The 21,499-nt window shown below is 67.9% G+C and carries 15 protein-coding genes, 1 tRNA gene and 1 riboswitch; of the genes, 5 read left to right on the top strand and 11 right to left on the bottom strand.

Features of this window, described 5'->3' with window-relative positions:
* Positions 1 to 20: 20 nt before the first annotated feature.
* Both BL254_RS01780 and BL254_RS01785 read right to left on the bottom strand, forming a co-directional pair.
* The gene (locus BL254_RS01780) at positions 21 to 2,330 is read right to left on the bottom strand and encodes a right-handed parallel beta-helix repeat-containing protein (RefSeq protein ID WP_076842317.1); all 2,310 of its coding nucleotides are present in this window, start codon (positions 2,328 to 2,330) and stop codon (positions 21 to 23) included.
* Positions 2,331 to 2,448: 118 nt separating this feature from the next.
* The gene (locus BL254_RS01785; protein WP_076842318.1) at positions 2,449 to 3,687 is read right to left on the bottom strand and encodes a glycosyltransferase family 2 protein; all 1,239 of its coding nucleotides are present in this window, start codon (positions 3,685 to 3,687) and stop codon (positions 2,449 to 2,451) included.
* Between the two features lie 384 nt (positions 3,688 to 4,071).
* On the opposite strand from BL254_RS01785, the gene BL254_RS01790 reads away from it, so the two are divergent.
* Entirely contained in the window at positions 4,072 to 5,409 is a 1,338-nt protein-coding gene (locus tag BL254_RS01790) for a UDP-glucose/GDP-mannose dehydrogenase family protein (RefSeq protein WP_047223690.1), read from the top strand.
* A 21-nt stretch (positions 5,410 to 5,430) separates the two neighbouring features.
* Here the strand turns inward: BL254_RS01790 and BL254_RS01795 are convergent, their stop codons facing one another.
* Positions 5,431 to 6,240: a hypothetical protein gene (locus BL254_RS01795; RefSeq protein WP_076842319.1), complete on the bottom strand. Its 810-nt coding sequence runs from the start codon at positions 6,238 to 6,240 to the stop codon at positions 5,431 to 5,433.
* Positions 6,241 to 6,706: 466 nt separating this feature from the next.
* Here BL254_RS01795 and BL254_RS01800 point away from each other — a divergent pair, with 466 nt between their 5' ends.
* Positions 6,707 to 7,714 carry a polysaccharide lyase gene (locus BL254_RS01800; RefSeq protein ID WP_076842320.1) on the top strand — a complete coding sequence of 336 codons (1,008 nt, stop codon included), beginning with the start codon at positions 6,707 to 6,709 and terminating at the stop codon, positions 7,712 to 7,714.
* A gap of 162 nt (positions 7,715 to 7,876) precedes the next feature.
* On the opposite strand, the gene BL254_RS27565 is transcribed toward BL254_RS01800, so the two are convergent.
* From BL254_RS27565 to BL254_RS01820, 4 genes are all read right to left on the bottom strand, one after another.
* Positions 7,877 to 8,098 carry a hypothetical protein gene (locus BL254_RS27565; protein ID WP_139342130.1) on the bottom strand — a complete coding sequence of 74 codons (222 nt, stop codon included), beginning with the start codon at positions 8,096 to 8,098 and terminating at the stop codon, positions 7,877 to 7,879.
* Positions 8,099 to 8,469: 371 nt separating this feature from the next.
* Entirely contained in the window at positions 8,470 to 9,264 is a 795-nt protein-coding gene (locus BL254_RS01810; protein WP_256386215.1) for a sulfite exporter TauE/SafE family protein, read from the bottom strand.
* A gap of 211 nt (positions 9,265 to 9,475) precedes the next feature.
* Positions 9,476 to 9,949 carry a hypothetical protein gene (locus tag BL254_RS29055; RefSeq protein ID WP_052914700.1) on the bottom strand — a complete coding sequence of 158 codons (474 nt, stop codon included), beginning with the start codon at positions 9,947 to 9,949 and terminating at the stop codon, positions 9,476 to 9,478.
* Positions 9,950 to 12,694: 2,745 nt separating this feature from the next.
* A tRNA-Ser gene (locus BL254_RS01820) sits at positions 12,695 to 12,782 on the bottom strand.
* Positions 12,783 to 13,576: 794 nt separating this feature from the next.
* On the opposite strand from BL254_RS01820, the gene BL254_RS01830 reads away from it, so the two are divergent.
* On the top strand, positions 13,577 to 13,825 hold the full coding sequence (locus tag BL254_RS01830; protein ID WP_013872153.1) for a hypothetical protein: 249 nt from the start codon (positions 13,577 to 13,579) through the stop codon (positions 13,823 to 13,825).
* Positions 13,826 to 14,234: 409 nt separating this feature from the next.
* Here the strand turns inward: BL254_RS01830 and BL254_RS01835 are convergent, their stop codons facing one another.
* Positions 14,235 to 15,437 carry a CorA family divalent cation transporter gene (locus BL254_RS01835; RefSeq protein WP_076842343.1) on the bottom strand — a complete coding sequence of 401 codons (1,203 nt, stop codon included), beginning with the start codon at positions 15,435 to 15,437 and terminating at the stop codon, positions 14,235 to 14,237.
* 466 nt (positions 15,438 to 15,903) lie between these two features.
* A riboswitch (M-box (ykoK) riboswitch) is annotated at positions 15,904 to 16,071 on the bottom strand.
* Between the two features lie 287 nt (positions 16,072 to 16,358).
* Positions 16,359 to 16,862, bottom strand: a complete 504-nt coding sequence (locus tag BL254_RS01840; RefSeq protein ID WP_235433600.1) for a hypothetical protein — start codon at positions 16,860 to 16,862, stop codon at positions 16,359 to 16,361.
* 300 nt (positions 16,863 to 17,162) lie between these two features.
* On the opposite strand from BL254_RS01840, the gene BL254_RS01845 reads away from it, so the two are divergent.
* On the top strand, positions 17,163 to 17,837 hold the full coding sequence (locus BL254_RS01845; RefSeq protein ID WP_076842321.1) for an O-methyltransferase: 675 nt from the start codon (positions 17,163 to 17,165) through the stop codon (positions 17,835 to 17,837).
* Between the two features lie 225 nt (positions 17,838 to 18,062).
* Here the strand turns inward: BL254_RS01845 and BL254_RS01850 are convergent, their stop codons facing one another.
* Entirely contained in the window at positions 18,063 to 18,785 is a 723-nt protein-coding gene (locus tag BL254_RS01850) for a DivIVA domain-containing protein (RefSeq protein WP_076842322.1), read from the bottom strand.
* A 447-nt stretch (positions 18,786 to 19,232) separates the two neighbouring features.
* Between BL254_RS01850 and BL254_RS01855 the strand changes: the two genes are divergently transcribed.
* Entirely contained in the window at positions 19,233 to 20,087 is an 855-nt protein-coding gene (locus tag BL254_RS01855; protein WP_083730770.1) for an NTP transferase domain-containing protein, read from the top strand.
* A gap of 221 nt (positions 20,088 to 20,308) precedes the next feature.
* On the opposite strand, the gene BL254_RS01860 is transcribed toward BL254_RS01855, so the two are convergent.
* On the bottom strand, positions 20,309 to 21,301 hold the full coding sequence (locus BL254_RS01860; RefSeq protein ID WP_076842344.1) for a Gfo/Idh/MocA family protein: 993 nt from the start codon (positions 21,299 to 21,301) through the stop codon (positions 20,309 to 20,311).
* Positions 21,302 to 21,499: the final 198 nt, after the last annotated feature.

Below are 21,499 nucleotides of genomic sequence, written 5' to 3' on the forward strand. Positions count from 1 at the left end.
GACCCCCGCAGGAGGGATCGTCACAGTGGATCCCTCCTGGTGTAACGGTCACGATCTTTCCCATTGTAGGAAATCATCGCTCGCGATCCGACGGTGTCGTATTTCACCACCGCGGCACCTTCGCGATCGCCCTGGATCGTGGCGTCATCCGCCTCCGGGTCGCCCTCATAAAAACGATCATCTGGAAGCCGGTCGTTCCGGGCCTGCGGATATCCCTGTGGCACGGCGGCGCTGGTGGGGCCACCTCCACGGAAATCGTCATCCTCGCCCTCGGCGAACCGCTCGAAGAGATCGTCAGGATACCGTGCCGCACGGTCACGCAGGTAACGCAGGCCGTCCATGGTCGGGTTGTCGTCCTGGTTGGCCCGGGCACCATCACGACCACGCCMGCTGAACGCCCTGTCGGAGCTGCCGCTGCCGGGCCCCGCCTGCCGGCCGGCTGGGCCGGGCGGCGGCGCGGACGCGGCGGGCCAGGACTGGTCGCCGTACCGCGGCTGGGATGCAGGCGGATACTCCTGCGCGGCGGCGCCGCGGTAGGTGGTCGTCCGCTGGGCGCCCTGGCCGGGTACCAACGGTGTCCGTCCACGGTCCCCGGGGCGCGGAGGCATGGGGATCACCTCGGTCGCCTCGACCAGTTCCAGCCGCTCGACGGCGGCCTGCAGGCCGGCCGGGCCGGCCGCGGCCGCAGCCGGCTGCGGGCCAGCCGGAGCAGCAGCCACGCTGGTCATACGCCGTACCAGCAGATCGGACTCGGGATAGGGGTGTTCGTTGGCCGCGCGCTTGCGCCAGCGCCGGCCGGTACGCCAGCCAAGAATCGGCAGCAGTGCCATGAACGACCAGACGAACAGGGCCGGGTGCCGTTCAAAGATCGCGTACCACGGGCGTTCGAGCCGGGGAATCCACTTCGACGTGTCGTTGCTCTTCACGGCCGCGGCGGTGATCCCGACGGCTTTGCGGATGTCGACGGCTCGCCAACCCCGGCCGGCCAGTGTGTTGTTGCCCACGGTCGTGCCGTCAGACTGGCCGCGTATGGTCACCGCGAACTCGGTCGAGCCGGATATCTTGTTACGGCTGATGATGTTCGTTGCGGCGTCCTGGGTGATGATCCCCATCCGCCCGTCGGCGAGCGTGTTGGTGGTGACGGCCGTCCGCTTGGCGTCCGGGCCGATCTGCAGGGCGGAGTCGACCACGCCTCCGACGGTGTTGTCGAGGATCTGGGTGCCGTTCGCACCRCTCTTGACCACGACGCCCACCTGGCTGCCGGACACCTTGTTGCCGCGTACGACGGTGTCCTCACCGCCGAGGACCCGGACCCCGTAGCGCCCGTTGCCGCTCAGCGTGTTCGCCTCGATGACGGTTCCCTTGATCTGGTTGATCTGGACGCCGGTGGCGGTGGCGACGATGCCGATACCGCGGCCGTCCAGCGTGATCCCGTCACCGCTGTTGTCCGTGATCGTGCTGCGCATGACCCGGGAGCCGGAGGCGCGGTCGATGGTGATGCCGTCGCCGTGGTTGCCGGTGGAGGTGCTGCCGGAGATGAGGGTGCTGACCGCGTCCCGGTGGATCGCCAGGCCGGCCCGGTCGTTGCCCTCCAGCCGCACATTGATCATCTGGATGCCCTCGCTACCGGAGATGTAGGCACCCCAGACGTTGTTGACGAACGTGGAGTTGGCCGCGCCACCGGTGCTGGGCTCGCCCTTGCTACCCGTCCAGGCCACACCGCCGGTACGGCCGCTCCAGAAGCCCAGGTTGGACGCCCGGGCGTTGCGCACGACCAGTTCGCCACCCATCGTGCGGATGTAGGCGCGCCCGTCCACCGCGTTGACGTCGGGCTTGAGCTCCTTGATGTCCCAGCCGGTGACGTTCAGTGGCTGCTGCGCGTTACCGTTGATCTCGATGGCGCCACGCCAGCTGGTGAGTCCGACGAATCCCGCCGAGCTGCTGGCGAGCCGCAGTGACCCGGCCCGCTGATCGATGACCAGACGGGCGTCCGGCCCGACCACGATGTTGGTCAGCACCAGGGTGGCGCCGTCGACCTCACGGCGCATGCCACCGGCGGCGGCAACCTCCTCGATCGTGTAGGGAGCCGGCCGGGCGGGCAGCAGCAGGGTTGGCAGGCTGCCCTGGGTCTGCACCATGGCAGGTGCCCGCAGCACCCCGAACTTCTCGAACGTCGACCGCAGGCGGATGTCCTCGGCGTCGACGAGCAGGGCCTGCTTCTTGGCGTCCGCCGAGGTGACCGGGGGCAGCGGCGACGGGGGCGCGGCCTTCGCGGGGCCGGCCACGCCGATCAGGATGGAGGCGGCCCCGAGAAGGACACCCGCGCACACGCCACCGCTCAGGACACGAGCCCACGGTCGCCGACGGCTGGGGGACGGCCCGGCGCCGGGTGACAGCCCACGGCGAACGGAGAATCCGAGCGTCGGGATGATCATGAAACTCCGATCATTATTGGCTCACCCGAACGGACGCGTCCGACTGCCCCTCGCCACCGATCAGGTCGGCACGCCGAGTCAGCCAGCCCTGCTTGTTCATCGAGATGAATGCCCAGGTCTTGATGGGCAGAGCAACGATGACGATCATCACGACCACCACCGGGAGGATGAAGATGTCGCGCGGCTGCTCCCRCAGATGCGACAGCCCGCGCACGGCGCGCCCGCCCAGCAGCCACGCGATCGCGATGAGGGGGGCGTTCGCCTGCGGCCGGACCATCCAGAACCCGAGGTAGGTCATGGCCACGCCCATGGTGACCGGCGTGAGCAGGATCTGGAGAACGCTGATCTGGCAGATCAGCGGCTGGCGCCACAGCCAGCCCTTGTAGATCGCGGTCAGGTAGCAGCGATAGGAGTTGCGGCTCCACCGCACCCGCTGCTTGATGAACGCCTTCAGCGAGTCGGGGAACATCGATATGGCCCGGGCCGTGTCCTGGTGCACGGTCTTGTAACCGGAGGCGAGGGTGAGCCAGGTCAGCCGCCCGTCGTCCCCGGCTATGYACCGTCTGCCCAGGAAGAACTCGTTCTCCAGGTTGTGCAGCACCGGCAGGATCGCGGACCGGCGGTAGGCCGCGGTCCGTCCGGACAGGCAGGCGACCGCGCCCGCCCGGCCCTGCGCCGGCACGTAGTCGAGGTAGCGGATGTCGACCAGCCAGTTGGCCACCCGGCGCCAGACGCTGGTCCGTGCGTTGTAGACGCTCTGCCGGGTGCCGACCCCGCCGACCTTGGGATCGACGAACGGCATCTGGACGGCGGCGAGCAGGCCCGGCTCCCAGGCCGTGTCGGAGTCGCAGAGGACCACGATCTCCTTGGTGGCGGCCTTGATGCCCACACCGAGGGCGGAGCGCTTGCCCTCGTGCACAAAGGGGAGGACACGCAGGTTGCGGTGCTCCCGCGCGTGCCTTCGCAGCCGGCTGATGAGCYCGGTGTCCTCGACGTCCGGGACGATGATGATTTCGTCGGGGTTCTGCGCCAGCCACGTCTGTAGACAGCGCTCTATGACATCCGGGTCCTCACGGAAAGAGGGGACGACGACGGATGTGGATGCCCGAAACTTGTTGTTGATCGGCTTGTAACGAGATGACAATACACGTCGGAACAACCACACCGACCACGAGATCACTCCCGCGATGCCCAGGGGAACAAGTCCCCAGTACGATCCGACGCGGTCGATCACGGTACTGAGCGCGTCCATTGCCTAGCGTTTTCCCTCCGAGGGGTTACCGTAAAGACCCACCTGAAAAGTAGCGGCCCGGTGGCCCCTCCCTCTCCTATCGGCCAAAAACTTGGCCGTCGGACGCGAAGGGGCATAGAACCCCACCCCCGATGGCAGTTGCACTGGAGGTTAGCAGTGTGACGTGAATCGCACGTACCCCGGGGTGCCGGTCACTACGGAACGCACCTACTCTGTCACGAGAAATAACGTGACCCCGGCAGATTTACTCTGCGATCACGAGGTGCGTGCATAATGCCTCTTCTTCGCATCGCATGGCTCCGGGTGGCGGCAAACGTTAACGGATCATGTCGAATGCACAACGCCCATAGTCAGATTACCGCCAACTGGGAGTTGACAAACCACATGGGAACAACAACAGTTGTTGATCCATTGAGAATTTCCGTCATTGGAACCGGCTACCTGGGCGCGACACACGCGGTCTGCATGGCCGAACTGGGCTTCGAGGTCATCGGTGTCGACGTCGACCCGGGCAAGATCAAGCGGCTCACCGCCGGCGAGGTGCCCTTCTTCGAGCCCGGCCTGGAGGAACTGCTTCGCAAGAACCTGGAGTCCGGCCGCCTGTCCTTCACGACATCGCTGGCGGACGCCGCCAGTGCGGCGGACGTCCACTTCGTCTGCGTCGGGACGCCCCAGCATCCCGAGTCGAACTCCGCGGACATGCGCTACGTCGACGCCGCGGTCAGCGGACTGATCGCGGGTGGGTTGCGGCCGGGCTCGCTGGTCGTGGGCAAGTCCACGGTCCCGGCCGGGACGGCGGCCCGCCTCGCCGCCTGGCTGTCCGAGCAGGCACCCGGGGTCGAGCTCGCCTGGAACCCGGAGTTCCTGCGGGAGGGCTTCGCCGTCGACGACACCCTGCGCCCCGACCGGCTCGTGTTCGGCGTCGCGCCCGGCGGCAACGCCGAGGCGACGCTGCACCGCGTCTACGCGTCGGTGATCGCCGCCGGCACGCCCGTCGTCACCGTCGACTACCCCACCGCGGAACTGGTCAAGGTGGCCGCGAACGCCTTCCTCGCCACCAAGATCTCCTTCATCAACGCGATGGCCGAGGTCTGCGAGGTCACCGGGGCCGACGTCACCCACCTGTCCAAGGCCATCTCGTACGACACCCGGATCGGCGGCCGCTTCCTGCACGCCGGCCTCGGCTTCGGCGGTGGCTGCCTGCCCAAGGACATCCGCGCCTTCCAGGCCCGCGCGACCGAGCTCGGCGCCGGCCAGGCCGTGGCCTTCCTGGCCGAGGTGGACGCCATCAACCTCCGGCGCCGCACCCGCACCGTCACCCTCGCCACCGAGGCGCTCGGCGGCGACGTCACCGGGAAGAAGGTCGCCGTGCTCGGCGCGGCGTTCAAACCCAACTCCGACGACATCCGGGACTCCCCCGCCCTCGCGGTGGCCGACACCCTGCGCAAGGCCGGTGCCACGGTCGCCGTCTACGACCCGGCCGCCATCCCGAACGCCCAGCGCGCCTACCCGGAGATCATCTACGCCGACAACGCCGTCGACGCCGCGACCGGGGCGCATATTGTGCTACATCTCACAGAATGGACAGAATTCCGCGAGCTCGCCCCGAACGCACTGACCGCGGTTGTCGCGGCCCGCACCATCATTGACGGTCGCAACACCCTCAACCCGGCCCAGTGGCGTGCCGCGGGCTGGACGTACCACGCGCTCGGCCGTCCCTGACAAGTCGGCGAACCAACAGCATCAGCCGGAGCGCCACGACCGGGTGGACATGACGCTCCGGCTGATCGCTACCGCGCTCCGCCCGGCCGGCACGGCGGGGTGGTCCGTCACCGCCCCGGGCAGGCGGACCGCAAGCCGTTCGTCAGGGCCGAGCCAGCTGACCCGCCCCAGCCTGCGACCGGGACGCGGGCGGCCCGCCGCCGTCGTCGGCATCCCCGCGGCACGAAGCTGCGCCAGTTCCGTCCCGAACGCGAAAACGCGCCCGTCCGACCAGGTGAGCAGGTCCTGCCCCGGGTCGCCGGTACGGGCGCACACAAGCTGCCGGCGGTCCGGCTCCCAGATCAGCGCGACCCAGTCCCCGCCCAGCGGCCCGAGACAACGTTCGCCGTCCCTGCGGTAGGCGGCCGCGAGCAGGCAGGCGTCGGTGGAGCCCGCGCAGGCAGGAGCCGCGGGCCGGTCATCTGACACACCGGCCGCGGGTTGCGCGTACGGGCCGGCTGACGCACCGGCCGACAGGTGCGCCTGCGGGCCGGCCGACGGTTGCGCGGGCAGGACAGCCGGGGCACCGCCACGCGGTGAGATCGGGCCGCTCCCACCCCGCCGCCGCCGTCCGGGGCAGCCGTCGAGGACGACGACCAACCCCTCCGCGTCCACCGCGATCGGTGGTGTCGGGTCACCGGGGAACCCCGAGGCCGTCACCACGCCGAACGGCCCGTCGAGGTGCACGCCCCGCGCCGGCGGCAGGCCCACCGACGACGAGGCGAGCATCGCCGTGAGGACCGAACGCCGCACCGGGGCATCGTCCAGGCGCAGCAGCCCGCAAACCGTCATACCCGCTCTCCCGCGATCAGCGGTCCCCGGGCGTCCGCCCGGCCCCGCCCACTCCCGCCCGTTCCTGTCCATGACCGTCATCGACCGGCCGGCAGCGGGTGGGCCACCCGGGCCCCGGCCGCGCTGCATTCAACGCGGAAAGTAGCAGCACGCCGTCGTCGTGTCGCCGTCGTTCACCCCGGCCACCGTTCGCGCCGGGACCACCCACCTGGCAAGCGAAACGATACGGACAATTACTGGCCGGGACGGCGACAGATTTTCCGCCGGAAAACGCGGACGACGGCAGGCGCACGATCCCCGGATAAAGATCGGGGCTCGGCACCCAATGGACCCGGCCCCAAAAGGACCACAACAGCCGACGGCCACAGTGACCCACCGATATGCCTCCGAGCGGACAGTGTATCGTGACCCGGAGAATTCTTGAGATCACCCCCCAGCCCAGCGGCGCACGAGCGGGAGTCGGTGGATGAACGACAGAAACGGATTGTACCTGCCCAGAGTCCCTGGTTCGCAGCCCTCCCGGCCCACCGATGACGGGATCATTCTTCCGGGCCGGCCGGCCCGGACCCGGCGGGCCGTGCTGGGGTCAGCCCTCGGTCTGCTGGGTGCGGCGGCGRCAGGCTGTTCCCGGCCCGACAACACCTTCGACCCGGCCAGCGAGGTGCTTCCGCCGGATGCCGACGCGGTCACCCCTCCTCCCACGACCGGGCCGCCGCCGACTCTGGCAAACGGGGCCGCGGACTTCTTCGGAAAGGGTTTCATTCCGGAACAGTACGCGGCGTTCGGGTTGGATCGGGCACAGATACTGCCATCCGACAATCCACATTTTCCCAAGATGGTAAGAGTTTCGCTGTCAACGGACACAATCAACACGGAGAATTCGGTTTATCGCGACGGCGACACATACGGCGGCACCCAACTCTTCCTGTCCAGGGAGGACCAGCCGACGGAAGAGCTATACCTGCGTTATTATTTGCGATTTCCGGAGAAGTTCGATTTCAATAAAGGAGGAAAGCTCCCCGGGCTCTTCGGGGTCCTGTACAAGCCAGCGTCCAAGGAACGCACCAACGACTACCAGGATGGTTACGCCAGCCGGTTCGCCTGGCGTAAAGAAGGTGAAGGACTAATCTATTCGAACACCGCCCGTCCGGACAACCCCATCACCATGGTCGGTAAGAAGAAGTGGATGTGGGAGCCCGGTAAATGGATTTGCGTCGAACATGGCGTCCGCATGAGCTCCGATAAGTTTTCCCAGGAACTCCTCGCCGTCTGGATCAACAACCAGGAAGTACACAAAGAACACAGGTACAACCCACGTATTTCTGACCGGCTTCGCATCGGCKGCATCATATTCTCCGTCGTGTACGGCGGTGGCGACCGCTCGTTCGCTCCCAAGACGGACACCAGTATCGATCTCGCCGGCTTCGCCATCGGCGCCCAACGGGTCGGCCCCCTTCCCGAGCCTCCGGACTGAGACCTCGGGCCGCGTTCCCGGCTGCTCCAGGCCCGGCCCGGCGGGGGTCCGAGCCCGACAACCCCTGAACGGACGGACAGAGCCCCCGTGAGGGCATCCGGCCATCCTCCGTTCCGTGTCACCCACCCCAACGAGCGGCTGTCCTCCGTTGGGAAAAGGTGCCTACCTCCGGCCACCACGACCGGAGCGGGTGGCCAGGCGCGGCTGGCAGTCCGCCAGATGGGCGTCGAAACCCTGCACGTTCTGCCAGGTCGCATGGCAGACCCGGCAGTGCGTGGTCTCCGGGTCGCTCCACTGGGCGCTGCAGCCACCACAGGTCGCCGTCACAGGCGTGTCGCCCTTCCTGATCGGCTGGCCGGCGTTACGGACCGGCAACGGCAACATCGGCTGGGCACGTCGTGGCGTGCGGCCTGACGGAGTCTGGCGTCGGATCGGCACCCGGTCATCCTGTCCCAGAATGGGCCAACCACGGCGCAACCTTTTCCTATGAGCGTGGCAACGAGACTCAACACGCCCCGCCGGGCGCCTCCGTACGAGCAGGCGACCCCGACAAAAGCCAGTTAAATCACATACAGCCGGCATATGATCAAGTACAGCCCAAAAAGTATGAAAGGGACCCGGTGGCGCTGGTGACGCTGGTGACGCTGGCGGCGAGGAGAACGCCAGTGGTCTCCAGGCGCGGCCCGCCGCTGTTTCTCCGCCGCCGATGAGACGACGCTCCGGGCACGGTCCCGGGGACGTCGCTCCCGAGGACGTCACAGGTAGGCGTCCACGGCGAACTTCACCGCGAACCCGATGGCCGCGACACCGATCAGCAGCCGCAGCGCTCCCACCCGCAGCCGCCGTACGATCGCCGGGCCGAGCGCGCCGCCTATGAGCAGGCCGCAGGCCAGGGGCGGCACAGCCGGCCAGTACACCGGTCCGAAGCCCGTGAAGGCCGCCGCGGCGACCCCGTTCGGCATCCCCAGGAGCACGTTCTTCATCGCGTTGACCCGCGGGAGCGGTTCGGGTATGGCAGCACCAAGCACCGCAAAGAGGATGATCCCACCGCCGGCGCCGAAATAGCCGGTGTAGACCGTGGAGACGAACAACGCGACGGCCAGCGGCRGCCCCCGCTCATCCAGCAGGCCTCCGCCTCCGACCGAGCTCATCAACCGGTGCCGACACAGCACCAGCACACCGGCGCCGGCCACCAGCCAGGGCACCACTGCCTCGAAGGCGCCGGCCGGGCTCGCCAGCAGGAGCAGCGCCCCCGTGACCCCACCCGCGAGACTCACGGGGCCCATCCGCATCAGCCGCCAGTACTGCCCCGCCAGCTCCGAGCGCGACCCGATGGCCGCGCCGACCGCCACGAAGACCAGAGAAACCGTGTTGGTGACGTTGGCCTGCACCGCCGGCAGCCCGAACCACAACAGTGTCGGGTAGGAGACGACGGAGGCCAGCCCGGCCACGGTCGAGGTGATCCCGGCCAGTACGCCGCAGACGATCAGCGTCAGGGCGTCGGCGGCTGTCAGCGGGCGGCCCGCGCCCGGGCGATCGGCCCATCCGATCCGTCGACACGAAGTGGGCGCTTCCGAACACCTTGCCGCATACCTGCCAGGATATGCGCTCCGAAGCAAAAAAGATCTTTCTGTGGACCGGCTGTGACCCGATCCGCGTGCCCGTGCCGTCCAGGCCGCGACGGCAGCAGCGACACGAGGGACACGGCGTGGCTTGGACGATCACTCCGCCATCCGGATCAGACACCCGGACGGCGGAGGATCAGCCGAGCGACACGTTGAGGCAGAGCCGCAGCAGTCCGAGCAGGCTCGGGCACGAGTTCTGCCGCGGGGCGGCCTGCTGCGTCGGCGTGGGAGTGGGCTTCGGGGTGGACGCCGCGGCAGGGGCGTTCTTCGCCGGCGCGGGCGCGGCAGGTGCGGGTGAAGAAGCCACCGCGGTCCTGCCCGCGACAGGCGCGGGGGGAGCGGGCGCGGATCCGCCGCCCTGGGCCTGTGCGGAGGCGGGCTCAGCTGCCGTCAGACGCGGCGTGATGACGCCACCGCCGGCCGCCGGTGGCTGCCCCGGCGTCAGCGCGCTGACCGCGACCGTGGAGCCGCCCGGGACGCCTGTCGGACCTGCCGGATACGGGGAGGCCTGACCCGGATACGACGGCGCCCACAGCTGATCGTCGACGTGGGCGGGTTCCCTGCCGGTGTCCGGGCGGACGGCAGCGCTGGACGGCGCGGAGCCCGCCACGATCGGTCCCGCTACGACCGGTGATGTGTCAGTCGTGTCCGATAAGGAAATGAACCCCATCCCGCCGACCACGAAGGCGGCGGCCCCTGAAATAACCGCGAGTCGCATTATCGGCGCGACCGGGTAATCGCGTCGGCGATGGTGAGATCTGGAGCGTAACATCGTGAGGTAGCGGCGAGCGCATCCTTACTCGATAGCATGGACAGAGTACTGAGACAGAGTGCCAAGGATGCCGACCGTACCACTTAAGCCGACAACCTGATAGAGCTTTGGCGCCGGGCCGCCGGATCGACAATCGGCGATCAAGGCGGCCAGCCGAAAATGTCGATCTCCGGATCCGCCGCCGACGCAGACGTCCACCACGATCATTTCCTCGGGTGAGCAGCGCCCATGGCCGGTCGGCGAAGAGCATCTGAGGCCGCCGGCAACGAGGGTGCGCAGGCCCGCGGCGGCTCCCAGCACATGGCGCCGCAGGCAGGGCCCGGGCTTCGTGACCCCGCCCCATGCGCCCCACCCATCCGCGCCCGCCCGCACCTGCCCGGACCTGTCACTTACCTGCCCATACCTGCTTCTACCTGCGCGATCGCCTCACGACCAGCCGCCTTCCCGGTCTCTTCCCGGTCTCTTCCCGGCTCGCGTCAGGCAGGACTCGGCCCGGCTTGGCCGGGTCGACGTCCGACGCCTGCCAAGGGTCTTCCAGGAGTCTCGGCAGCGGCGCCCGCGGCAGGCCCGCCCGTCGCCACTTCGTGATCCAGATGGCCGATGGCCGCGCACCGAACGGACGCCTCGCTCCCGCCCGCACGACGGGGCCGCCGGCTTCAACCCACGACGGGTGAACGCTTATACCGCCCTTCCCTCGGAGCGGCAAGTTCTCGGAAGAGATATCTCTACTGGTCCGGCCCACCGGGACCGGGAACAGCACGGCCGATGAGACTACGGACGGCCGGCAAAGTTTTGTATACGGCCACGGTCGGCGGCGGCGGCTGCCCGGCCGAGGCGACGGTTCCATTTCTTTGACACTGTCGACGATGCCAGGAAACCGACGGCGAGTTCCGCGACGGTCTCGCGGAAGAAGGATTCGGGAACAGCACTGAATCGGCAGCTTCAGCTGGGATGGTCACAGAAAATCACCGACTGCCGTCCGATGATCCGCCGGACGGCAGTCGGTGGCCGGTTTCGCACCGCCGTGAGGGGCGTCACGTCACCGGGCGGAGACGCACCCGCCCTGCGACATCAAGATCGTCAGTATGGACGCCGACGCCCTCGCCGCGGGCGGGCACCATGCCCACCATCTGCTGTTTCCGCGCCATGCGGGCACCGGCGGACGCACGTCCGATGATCGCCTGGACGGACCGGCGCCCGCCGGATCCACCCCCGTGGCGGCCTCCAGGCTATTCCCACGGAAAACGTGCCCGGCTTACAGCAATGACGCCGAACCCTGGCAATGTGCGATTGCAACAACATCCACCGAACACTCGTAAAGATCACATCAATGAACTACAGTGATATCTACCACAACACCGACGGCCACAACGCGGCGAAGCCATCATGGAACTACGCAGCGTCCAGAGGCGGCCTCTTCACACCCTCCGCCGCGCTCCCTTCTCTGTGTTCCTGATCACAGGATAATTTTACGAACCGTAAAATTTGGAGATCGGCCCCCGGCCGCCCCTGCAGGGATCCCGACAGGCATCCACGGGCAGCACGGCCGTCCCGGCCGCCCACCCGGTAGATCGCCTCGCCGACGCCCTCGCCACGATGCCGCGCGCCGGGCCCGCACAGCGCCCTGGCCATATCCCAGAAGAAGGCCCTCGGACCCCGTGGCCATCTCGCCCCGCCAGCCCTCTCCCTCGGCCCGTCGGCTGCCCTCGTCCAGCCAACTCGTCCAGCCAACTCGTCCGTCCGCCGTCTCCACGCCACGACCCAGAGGCCAGACGGCGCCGCAACCCACCGGCCGTATGACGCCGTGGACGCAGCGGCCTGCCGGCGCGACGATCTCGATCTTTCAACACGAGGCTCGCGATCTTTTCAGTCCGCCGAAGCACGCGACCGGGATGATCGACAGGCGCCTTTATCGCTTATGGCACTATAAAAAATCATCACTAGAACTCCAAAATCACAATTTAAAAACAACTACCGCCTGCTGTCGTGGACGTCGAAACGACCGACTGTCCGTGCGCGACCAGGGCAGACAGCGGAGAATGCTCCACAAGGGGGCAGGCAACGTCGCCTGTCACCCGCCGTCACCCACCAGCCAGGACGTGTCCATTCCGGGCAGCTCCAGGTCGCTCTCCGCCCAGAGCCCGGCCCGACAGCACCCCTGGCCGCCAGACCGTCCGTTCCGGATCACGCTTATCCCAGGGCCAGCCTGAGGGCCCTGAGGTCCGACAGGATGAACGGGACGACCACATGATCCCGAGGCGGCACGCACAGCAGACGCGCCGCTCTATGTCGGATGGTTGACAGCTCACCCGTGTGTGCAGCTCCACGGCCAGCAAGGCGAGGAGCGCGTCGAATCCGGCCCCGCCGTAGCAGTCGACATCCCGCTTGGTCCCGGGATCCGCGTCGATCTCCTCCGCGCCAGCGAGGATCGATGGCAGCACCACCCAGGTCGCCGAACGGGCTGGGTGGACGCGGCATCCACGTCCTAATTCAAGATCCATGCGACGTGCCTCACCAGCCAGGACCAAAGCGCACACGACCGCATAGCCGCGACCTGCGGCCCGGGACCAACTGCGGGTGGAGCGGAGGGCGTGGGATTCGAACCCACGAGGACGCAGGACGCCCTAGCGGTTTTCAAGACCGCCGCCATCGGCCACTAGGCGAGCCCTCCCGACCCGTGGAAACGCTGTCAGGCTACKTCCGGTTCACCGGAGTCTGCCCGCCATGTGCCCGCCGGGTGCCGTTCCAGGATGTCACAGCCCGCGCCGGTGACACCCACGGCGTCACCCCTCTGCGCCACCTCACCCGCCTGCTTCCCCTTCCCAGAGGCGTRCCCGGTCCTGTCGACCGGCCCAGGCTCGCCGGTCCCGTCGGCCGCTGCCCGGCCAGCCCGCTCCCACGCTCGTGGGACGGCCCCCAAATTCCCCGTGGCGTCCCCCGCCCTATCCGGGCCCGCACGACTCATCACCAAAATCAGCAGCGATCCTCAGCTTGCCGCCAAGCGCCTGTACGTAGGCCGCGAGGGTATCCACCCCGCTGCGCTCCAGGTGCCCCTCTCGATGCGGGACACCCGAGCCTGCGTCACACCCGTCGCCTTCGTCGCCTCGATTTGGGTGGCGTGCCGGCGCCGGCGCACCTCCGCCAGCCGGAAGGCCCGTGCCTCGGCGATCAGCCGCTGCGTCCCAGAGATGGTCCCAGATATGTCCTCCGCCCGCTCGGCCGGGGTGAAGGCGAACTCGCCGGCCAGATCAACCCAGAGGCGCCCATGAATCCTTCAGACAATCAACCATTCCTATATTCCTCCATATGCTTGTGATGATCCTCGTGTGCCATATCGGAACTCCACGGCCTTTCGCGCCCCATCTCTTTTCCCGCGTCTGGGCCACTTTGTGGTCTGTCGTTGGGACAGCCAGTCCGTCCGTGACTCACTCGGCATGCTGGTGCGACGATGAGAAGGAGGATGGTATGGGATTTCTGCGGCGGCGGGACGATGACGCTGGCGAAGACCGCGACCGTATGGACAAGGGCCAACGGCAGCGGCAGGACACCCGGCGTGGCAACCCGACCTGGCGGAGCTGTGGACTGTGCGGCGGCACGGGAAAGGTACTCAGGGACATCGGCGGAACGGACGAGGACGGTGCGTTCAATGAGACCAAGAAACTGAACTGCGCATCCTGCGACGGAACGGGAAGGTTACCGATCAAAGATGATTGAACCTGTCGTGCCACTGCTGACGCTGGACTGCCCGCGACACCGTCGGCCCCGCCGCCGGCGCGGCCCGGGCGACCCRCCGAAAGGCCCGCGGCCCGGTACGTCCAGTACGTCCGGCGACTGCCCACACTGCCGGACGGTGTGGGCCGACGGCTACGGCCCTGATGCCGAGCCACCGTCGCGCGGCCCGTGGCGACCGGGCCCGGTCCACGGACCGAGCTGAACGCCCGCAACAACCTTCTGTAATGCCGTCTGTACACCACCCTCATATACGCATAACAGCGACCTGTGTACCGTGTTCTGCCGCGTGGCCCGGAAAACCGGCCGGGCGATGGACGCGAACGGACAGGCCGGTCCTCCGGTGGCGCGCGAAAAATATGATCGCGCCACCGGAGGGCCGACCTGTCCCGGGTCAGAGCCAGCGGCGGCTGCGGAAGACGACATAGAGCATGGCGGACACCAGCCCCATGAGCCCGATCGCGAACGGATAACCGTACACCCACTGCAGCTCCGGCATGGTCTCGAAGTTCATCCCGTACACGGTGCCCACCAGGGTGGGCGCGAACAGGATCGCCGCCCATGCGGATATCTTCTTGACCTCCTCGTTCTGCGCGATGCTCGTCTCGGTCRGGATCTTCATTTCCTCGTTCTGCCGCTGCCCGACCAGGGCTGCGTTGGCCGTGAGAATGTTCTGCAGGAGCTGGCGGAAACCCTCGATCCGCTCCACGACCTGGACGACGTGGTCGCTGACGTCCCGCAGGTACTGCTGCAGCCCGGCGTCCACACCGTATTTCACGAAACCCGACGCCAGAGCGTCCAGCATGCCGAGCAGGGGCTTGGTCGCCCGCTGGAACTCGATGACCTCGCGGGAGAGCTCGTAGATACGCCGGCTCACCTCCGGGTCGCCCCGGAAAACCTCGGTCTCGATCTCGTCGATGTCGTTCTCCAGCCCGGCGACAACAGGTGCGTAGTCGTCGACGACCCGGTCGAGGATGGCGTACARCACCGCCTCGGGGCCTCGGGCCAGCAGGTCCGGCTCGGATTCCATCCGGTGGCGTACCCGTCGCAGGTCCGGCGCGTCACCATGACGTACCGTGATGACGAAGTCATCCCCGACGAAGACGTGCAGCTCGGAGAATTCGACCTCCTCCCGGGTATCGTTGTAGGAAGCCGCCAGCAGAACCACGAAGAGGGTCTTTCCGTACCGCTCCAGCTTGGAGCGCTGATGCGCCTGCACGGCGTCTTCGACGGCGAGTTCGTGCAGTTCGAACTCCCGGGCGATCGAGGCGATCTCACGCTGGTCCGGGCGGACCAGCCCGATCCAGGCGAGATCCTGCTTGCGCTCGTCACGACGTCCGTRCAGAAGCTGGTAGGTCTCGGCCAGCGAGTCCGGTCGCACAAAGCGCCGGCCCTCGGAGTAGAACACGTTCTCCATCACCGTCATCACGCCAGCTCCTCGAATGGCTTGCGGATCTGCCAGCAGACAGCGGTCTGGAACCGGGAGCGGGCTGGTAGCTCCCCCTGGACGCTCGCTCGCACCTCGCCGAGGCGGTGACCGGGCCTTGCGCATCGCTGTGTGGACGTGTCGCCGGGTGGCACACAGCAGGCCGACCATGGACGAACGCAGCCATAGCCGGGCGTGGACAAGGTCCGAGCGCACCGCCACAACGGCCAACCGGCTGGTGCGTGAAAGCCCGCTACGCGATCCCGCGCATCTGCTGACACAACCCTTGGGTCAGGCCTTGATTCCAGACCACCGCGACGCCGTGCTCGTGGGAGCTCATAACGAGCGCCCGCCCGTGTTCAGCGCGTCAGACACGACACAACGACCACGAGCCGCCCGGCGAGGCAGGGCTGGGACCGTCGGCCCTTTCTGACAAAAGGCCGGCGGCGATGTTTTCACACCGGAGTGACCAGGCTCAGGCGGCGGGGGTCGCCGAGCCAGTCCAGGACAGACAGCGACTATGACCGGGACTCATCCCGCCACCTCCTTCACAGCCGGGCGCCCGCAGGCGCAGACCGCATCCACACAGAGTGATCGCACGAACGAGAGCCAGGCCAGAACCCACCCCCACGTGCGGAGCACCCCTCCTCGTCAGAGCTTTGGCACTGCACGGCGTAATCCCAACCAGGAAGCCACCTGGGCCCACCCCTTAGCCCGGGGAGAGCTGTCCTGACCCGGGGCGTCTCTCGACGTTCGGGGTCAGTGGCCTGTGTCCGTGCAGACGCCTCACCGAACGAGGTGCCGCATCCCAAGGGTGCCGCCGCGCGCGGGACGCTGTCAAACCAGGACACGGTGACCTTGACGGCACGAGCCGATCGGCCCCTCACGCCTGGACACCGCTACCGGCGGCGACCACGCCCCGTCAGGGCGCCGAACGTACGCACAAGCCGCCTCGAGCGAGGACGAGCCTCCCGGACACGGACAGTGTCTCTCCGGGCACGACGCAGCCTCCGGAGCTCTCGGCGCCTCTCCGGCTCTCTCCGGACACGGCGGATGAGCGGCACTTCACAGCGCGTGGTGCCCGGGTGGCGTTCAGGCTCCGGGGCCGAACGCGGGCCGGCCGGCGCGCTCCCGTTCGGACGCCTTCATCCGTGCCTCGTACACATGCCGGCGGCCACCGGCCAGAACGTCCCGGACCATCCGCTCGGACTCGGCAAAGGCCCGGTAGTACCCGTCGTCATACTCCTCGATGACCTGGAAGGTCCATCGGCCGTCGAGGACGTTGCGTCCGAGCAGGTCCCTGCGAAGCCGTTCGGCGATCTCACCGTGACCGGCGTTGTCCAACTCCTCCAACGCTGATCCGAGCATGAGATCGGCGTGGCCGGACATCTGGTGGAACGCGTAGAGGTGCCCCCGGGCCCGCTCCACCCACTCCAGCGCCTCGCTGATCTTCCCGACGGCGTGGACCGTGTCCGCGTCGAGTTCCGCGGCGGTACGGTCGGCCGCCCACGCCGCCTCCGGCGCCGGGCCTGGAGGCGGTGCCGCTGCGGCTACCGGTGCCGGTGCCGGTGCCATGGTCGGTGCCGGCGTCGGCACCGGGTCGTTCGTCCTCACAACCTGTGAAATGCCCCGCCGGCACCCTGACGACACCAACACCATCCGCGCGGCGCCCACCGCGGGCCGGAACGCTCGACCACCCGGCAGATGGCCGTGTCCGTCCGGCGCACGTCAGACACGACCCATAAAAATCGGGTGCTGCCCGCACGATCGGCGATCCGCGCGATCGGCGATTCAACGGACATGACTCGAGGCGGGGCCCACCGGACAGGCACAACMCGCCGGACGGTGCGTAACCCACCAGACGGGAGACTGGAACGTGCCGGTAGCCTGAGCCGCATGTCCGCTCTGGACCCGACCGCGCAGTCGCCCGTTCTGGCGCACGGCATATACCCCTATCTCGCGGCGCGCTGCTCACCGCCGGACGAACTGCTGATCGATCTCTTCGCGGAGACACGACAGAAGTTCGGGGAACGCTCCGTCATGCAGATCGGCGCCGAACTCGGTGCCCTGCTGACGATACTGACCGCGAGCACCGGCGCACGCCGAGCGATCGAAGTCGGTACGTTCACCGGATACTCGTCGATCTGCATCGCCCRTGGCCTGCCCGATGACGGTCATCTGCTCTGCTGCGACGTGAGCGAGGAGTGGACGTCGCTGGCGCGTCACTACTGGAAGCGCGCCGGCCTGGACGGCCGGATCGAACTGCGGCTCGGCCCGGCCGCGGACACGATCGCCGCGCTGCCCGCCGAGCCCGTCTACGACATCGCACTCATCGACGCGGACAAGACCTCGTACCCGATCTACTACGACCTGCTGGTGCCGCGACTGCGCCCGGGCGGGCTGATCCTCGTCGACAACGTGCTCCAGAACGGCAAGGTACTCGACGAGCGGAGCCAGGACGCGGACGTCCGGGCGATCCAGGCGTTCAACGAGGCGGTGGCGGTGGACGACCGGGTACAGGCCGTCCTGCTGGCCGTGTCGGACGGCCTGACCATCGCACGCAAGCGGTAGCTGGCAGTAGCCGTACCTGGCGGCGCCAACCTCGCCCCGGCGCCAACCCCTGGACGCCGCCCGCGCGATCGAACATCCATCAGAATCCGTCGGACACGCCCTACGCGCCCGTCCCCGCTCGCTCAAGGGATCGAGTACGGAAACGGCTGCCCTGGCGACCACTTGCTCCCTCGTTCTCCTGATCTGGCGACACCTGATCGGGGTTCGGGGGAGGAGAGGAGACGGTCAGGACAGGTAGGTCTGGATACGGGCGAGTTCGTGCTCGAGGAAGTCGAGGAAGTCGTCGACCTCGTACTCGCTGTATCCACCCGTCAGCCAGGTGGAGTCGAACCTGGCGTTGACGATGTCCTGTGGGGTGAGGTCTGCCGTGACGGAAGCGGTATCCGCCGGGTGGCCGTCTCGCGCCGACTCCGCCATCGCCTGCAGGCGGTCCAACTCCCGGCCCACCCTGCCGAGAAAGGCGTCGACCTGGGCGGTGTCGTAGCCGGCGCGGAACCGCGTTCTCGTGAAGGTTTTCGCCGTCACCTCCGTGCCGGTGGTACCGGGATGGAACGAACCGGGACCGCCACGATGCCGGGCTGYGGCCCAGCGGTCATCATCGCAGGAAGTGCCCGCCGAGGCGGCGGCGGACACCGCGGAGAAGAACCTGTGCAGATTGGCGAACTCACGCTCGACGATCCGGAGGAAGTCGCCGACCTCACTCTCGTGATATCCGCTGAAAAATCTGGTCGTATTGAACCTCGTCGACCTGATCTCCGTCGGCGTTATTCTCGGGACGAGCTCGGCCGGCTCCGGCGTCCCGCCGCTCTCGACAACGCGAACGATGGCGTGCAGCCGGCGCAGCTCGGCGGCGGCCCAGTCGAGAAGGGCGTCGACACCGACCATGCTGTAGCCGGGCCGCAGCCGGGTCGCGCTGAATGCTTTTACGCAGAGGTCATGAGCCGTCACGATCGGACGGTAGGCGACGGTGCTGTCGTCACCGCGCTCGCCGCCAGGTGGTGATACGGGCGGCTGGGGCGGCCCCCCGTGCGGCKGGCGTGTTTTTTCCTCCCCTGGCTGCGTCCGGATGGCCCGTGGAACGCCGTCGGCAATTGACCGTTTCACCGTTCCGGATTGTATGGCGAACCATCGACCAAGAAAATGTGAGCTCGCAGACCAGATCACTTTTTGCGTCGGTTCATATTTTTGTTGTGATTATTATTCATGTATTCATAGAACTCTATTGCCAACTTCGCCTGCCCAGCCCGTTACAGTGATGACCGGACGCGGTGCTTCCGGCAGGCGCCACCCGTCCCTGTCCCAKCCTGATCTTGGTTCTGGTTCTGGTCCTGGACCTGGACCTGGACGGCGTGGACGCCCGCCCTGCCCTGGATCGGCAAGCACGTGGAGCGGCCGATGACAGTCACAACGAGTACCGTCGGCGGGCTCGTCCTCGCTGCCGGCGCCGGACGTCGCTTCGGCGTTCCAAAAGCTCTGGTCACCCTGAGTGGTGAACCACTGGTCCAGCGATGCGTCCGGATGCTCACCGACGGTGGATGCGCTCCGGTGCTTGTGGTTCTCGGCGCGCGGGCGAGCGACGTGATCAGATCCACCGGCCTACCCGAGGAGCAGGTCGTCCTGGCACCTGACTGGGCGGTGGGGATGAGCGCGTCGCTGCGTCGCGGGCTCACGGCATTTGCCGCCGACGAAGGAAGCCCCGCTACTCCTGCCAAGGGGGGCCGCAACAGCCGGGGCCGGAAGGACAGCCGGGGCCGCAACAGCGAGAGCTGGAACAGCGGGCAGCGGCCAGCGGGACACGCTGGCGTCGAGGCGGTCGTGGTCGCGCTGGCCGACCAGCCGCTGATCGGCGCCGAGGCGGTGTGCCGGCTGCTCGCGGCCCACGCCGCCGGCGCCGTCGCGGCGGTCGCCAGCTACGGCGGGCAACCGCGCAACCCGGTCCTGCTGCACAGAACGGTGTGGGCCGAGGTGTCCGCCCTGGCTCACGGTGATGTCGGGGCACGGGCCTGGCTACGGACCAATCCGGACCGGGTCGTCATGGTGCCCTGTGACGACACCGGCTCCCCCTACGACATCGACACCCCCGACGACCTGGCGGCGCTGGTCACGTCCAGCCCGAGCACGTCAGGCCCGACCGAGACCAGACCAGCCACGTCCGGTTCGGCCACGGCTGGTTCGGCCGCGTCCGCTGGTCGGCCGCTGGCACCGCCCGGCAGCGGCGGCCGGCCACCGCGCGTCGACCCGCCGGCCTGATCCCGGCAGGCGATCCAGGTGATCCGTCAACACGGGCAGCGGGGTGAGCACGGGCGATACAGATAATCACTGTGCCACCGGCACCAGCGATATAACCGGTGCCGGCCGCCCTCGCTTTCCTGACATCGACGCCGATGTGCTCCTGACGCGTTCCCGATGTGTTTCCGACGTCCCCGCTCCCGGCCGCCGGGGATGGCCGGGGTGGTTTCCGTGCGATCTGGTCAGCCGGCGAGCCCGCGTGGGGGAAGGCCCGCCGTGCGGTAGACATCGTCGATGAGGCGCATGGTGACGACCGCGTCCTCGGCCGGTGTCAGTGTCGGTTCGCCGTACAGCACCGCGCGGGCGAAAGCACGCAGCTGGGCGTCGAACGTTGTTTCCCCACGAACCGTTTCCCAGCGGGTACGCCCCTGCGTTGTCCAACGAATCTGGTTGAAAACATGTGGGCGGACGAAGTTGGCGACCCGCAGCTCGCCGCGGTCCCCGGTGACGTGGGCGGCGATCCGCAGGAAGCGTCGGGACCACAGCGAGCAGTCGATCCGTCCGGTCGAGCCGTCGGGGAAGCTGAACTCCGCGGTCATGGCGCGGTCGATGCGCGGCGCATGCAGCAGGGCGCGCGCCGACACGACCTTCGGTTCGCCCGCGCCGAGCAGCCGCATACAGTGGACGGCATAACATCCGGTATCCATCATGGCACCGCCRCCGAGCTCGTAACTGTAGCGGATCTCGTCGTCGAAAAGCGGCCAGGGAATACACATCCAGGTGCGGATCGAGCGCACCGTGCCGATGCTGCCGTCCCGCACGATCTTGTGAATACGCTCCGCCAGCGGGTGATACCGGTAGTGAAAGGCCTCGGTGACGACGACGCCGGCGGACGCCGCCGCCTCGGCAACGGCACGCGCCTCGACCTCGTTGGCGGTGAATGGTTTCTCGCACAGCACGTGCTTCCCGGCCTCGATCGCGCGCAGGGTCCACTGCGCGTGCAGGGCGTTGGGCAGCGGGTTGTACACCGCGTCGACGTCGGGATCGTCGAGCAGCGCGTCGTATGATTCGTGTGCCACCGGGACCGCGTATTTTTCGGCGAACCGGTCGGCCCGCTCGGTATCGCGGTCCGCCACCGCGACCACCGCGACAGTCGGCAGTCGTGCCGCGGGTTTCATGATGGCCGTCGGGGCGATCCGAGCGGCGCCAAGAATGCCGATCCTCACCTGATCCACCGATACCGTCCTTTCCTGTTCGGTGGCCGGCACAGCCGCCAGCTCAGTCGGACAGCACCGATCGTGACGACGGCTGGAACCGGTCAGAATGTGTTTCTGTATTCGGTGTCGCGGGCACTCCTGGTAAATTGGGTAAGATCACTCTACCTCCGGTGTCGAGGCGTTCCCGCGCGACCTGCGTCACTTCGACCGGCGTGG

Origin of the sequence: Protofrankia sp. BMG5.30 (assembly GCF_001983005.1) — a bacterium.
GTDB lineage: Bacteria > Actinomycetota > Actinomycetes > Frankiales > Frankiaceae > Protofrankia > Protofrankia coriariae.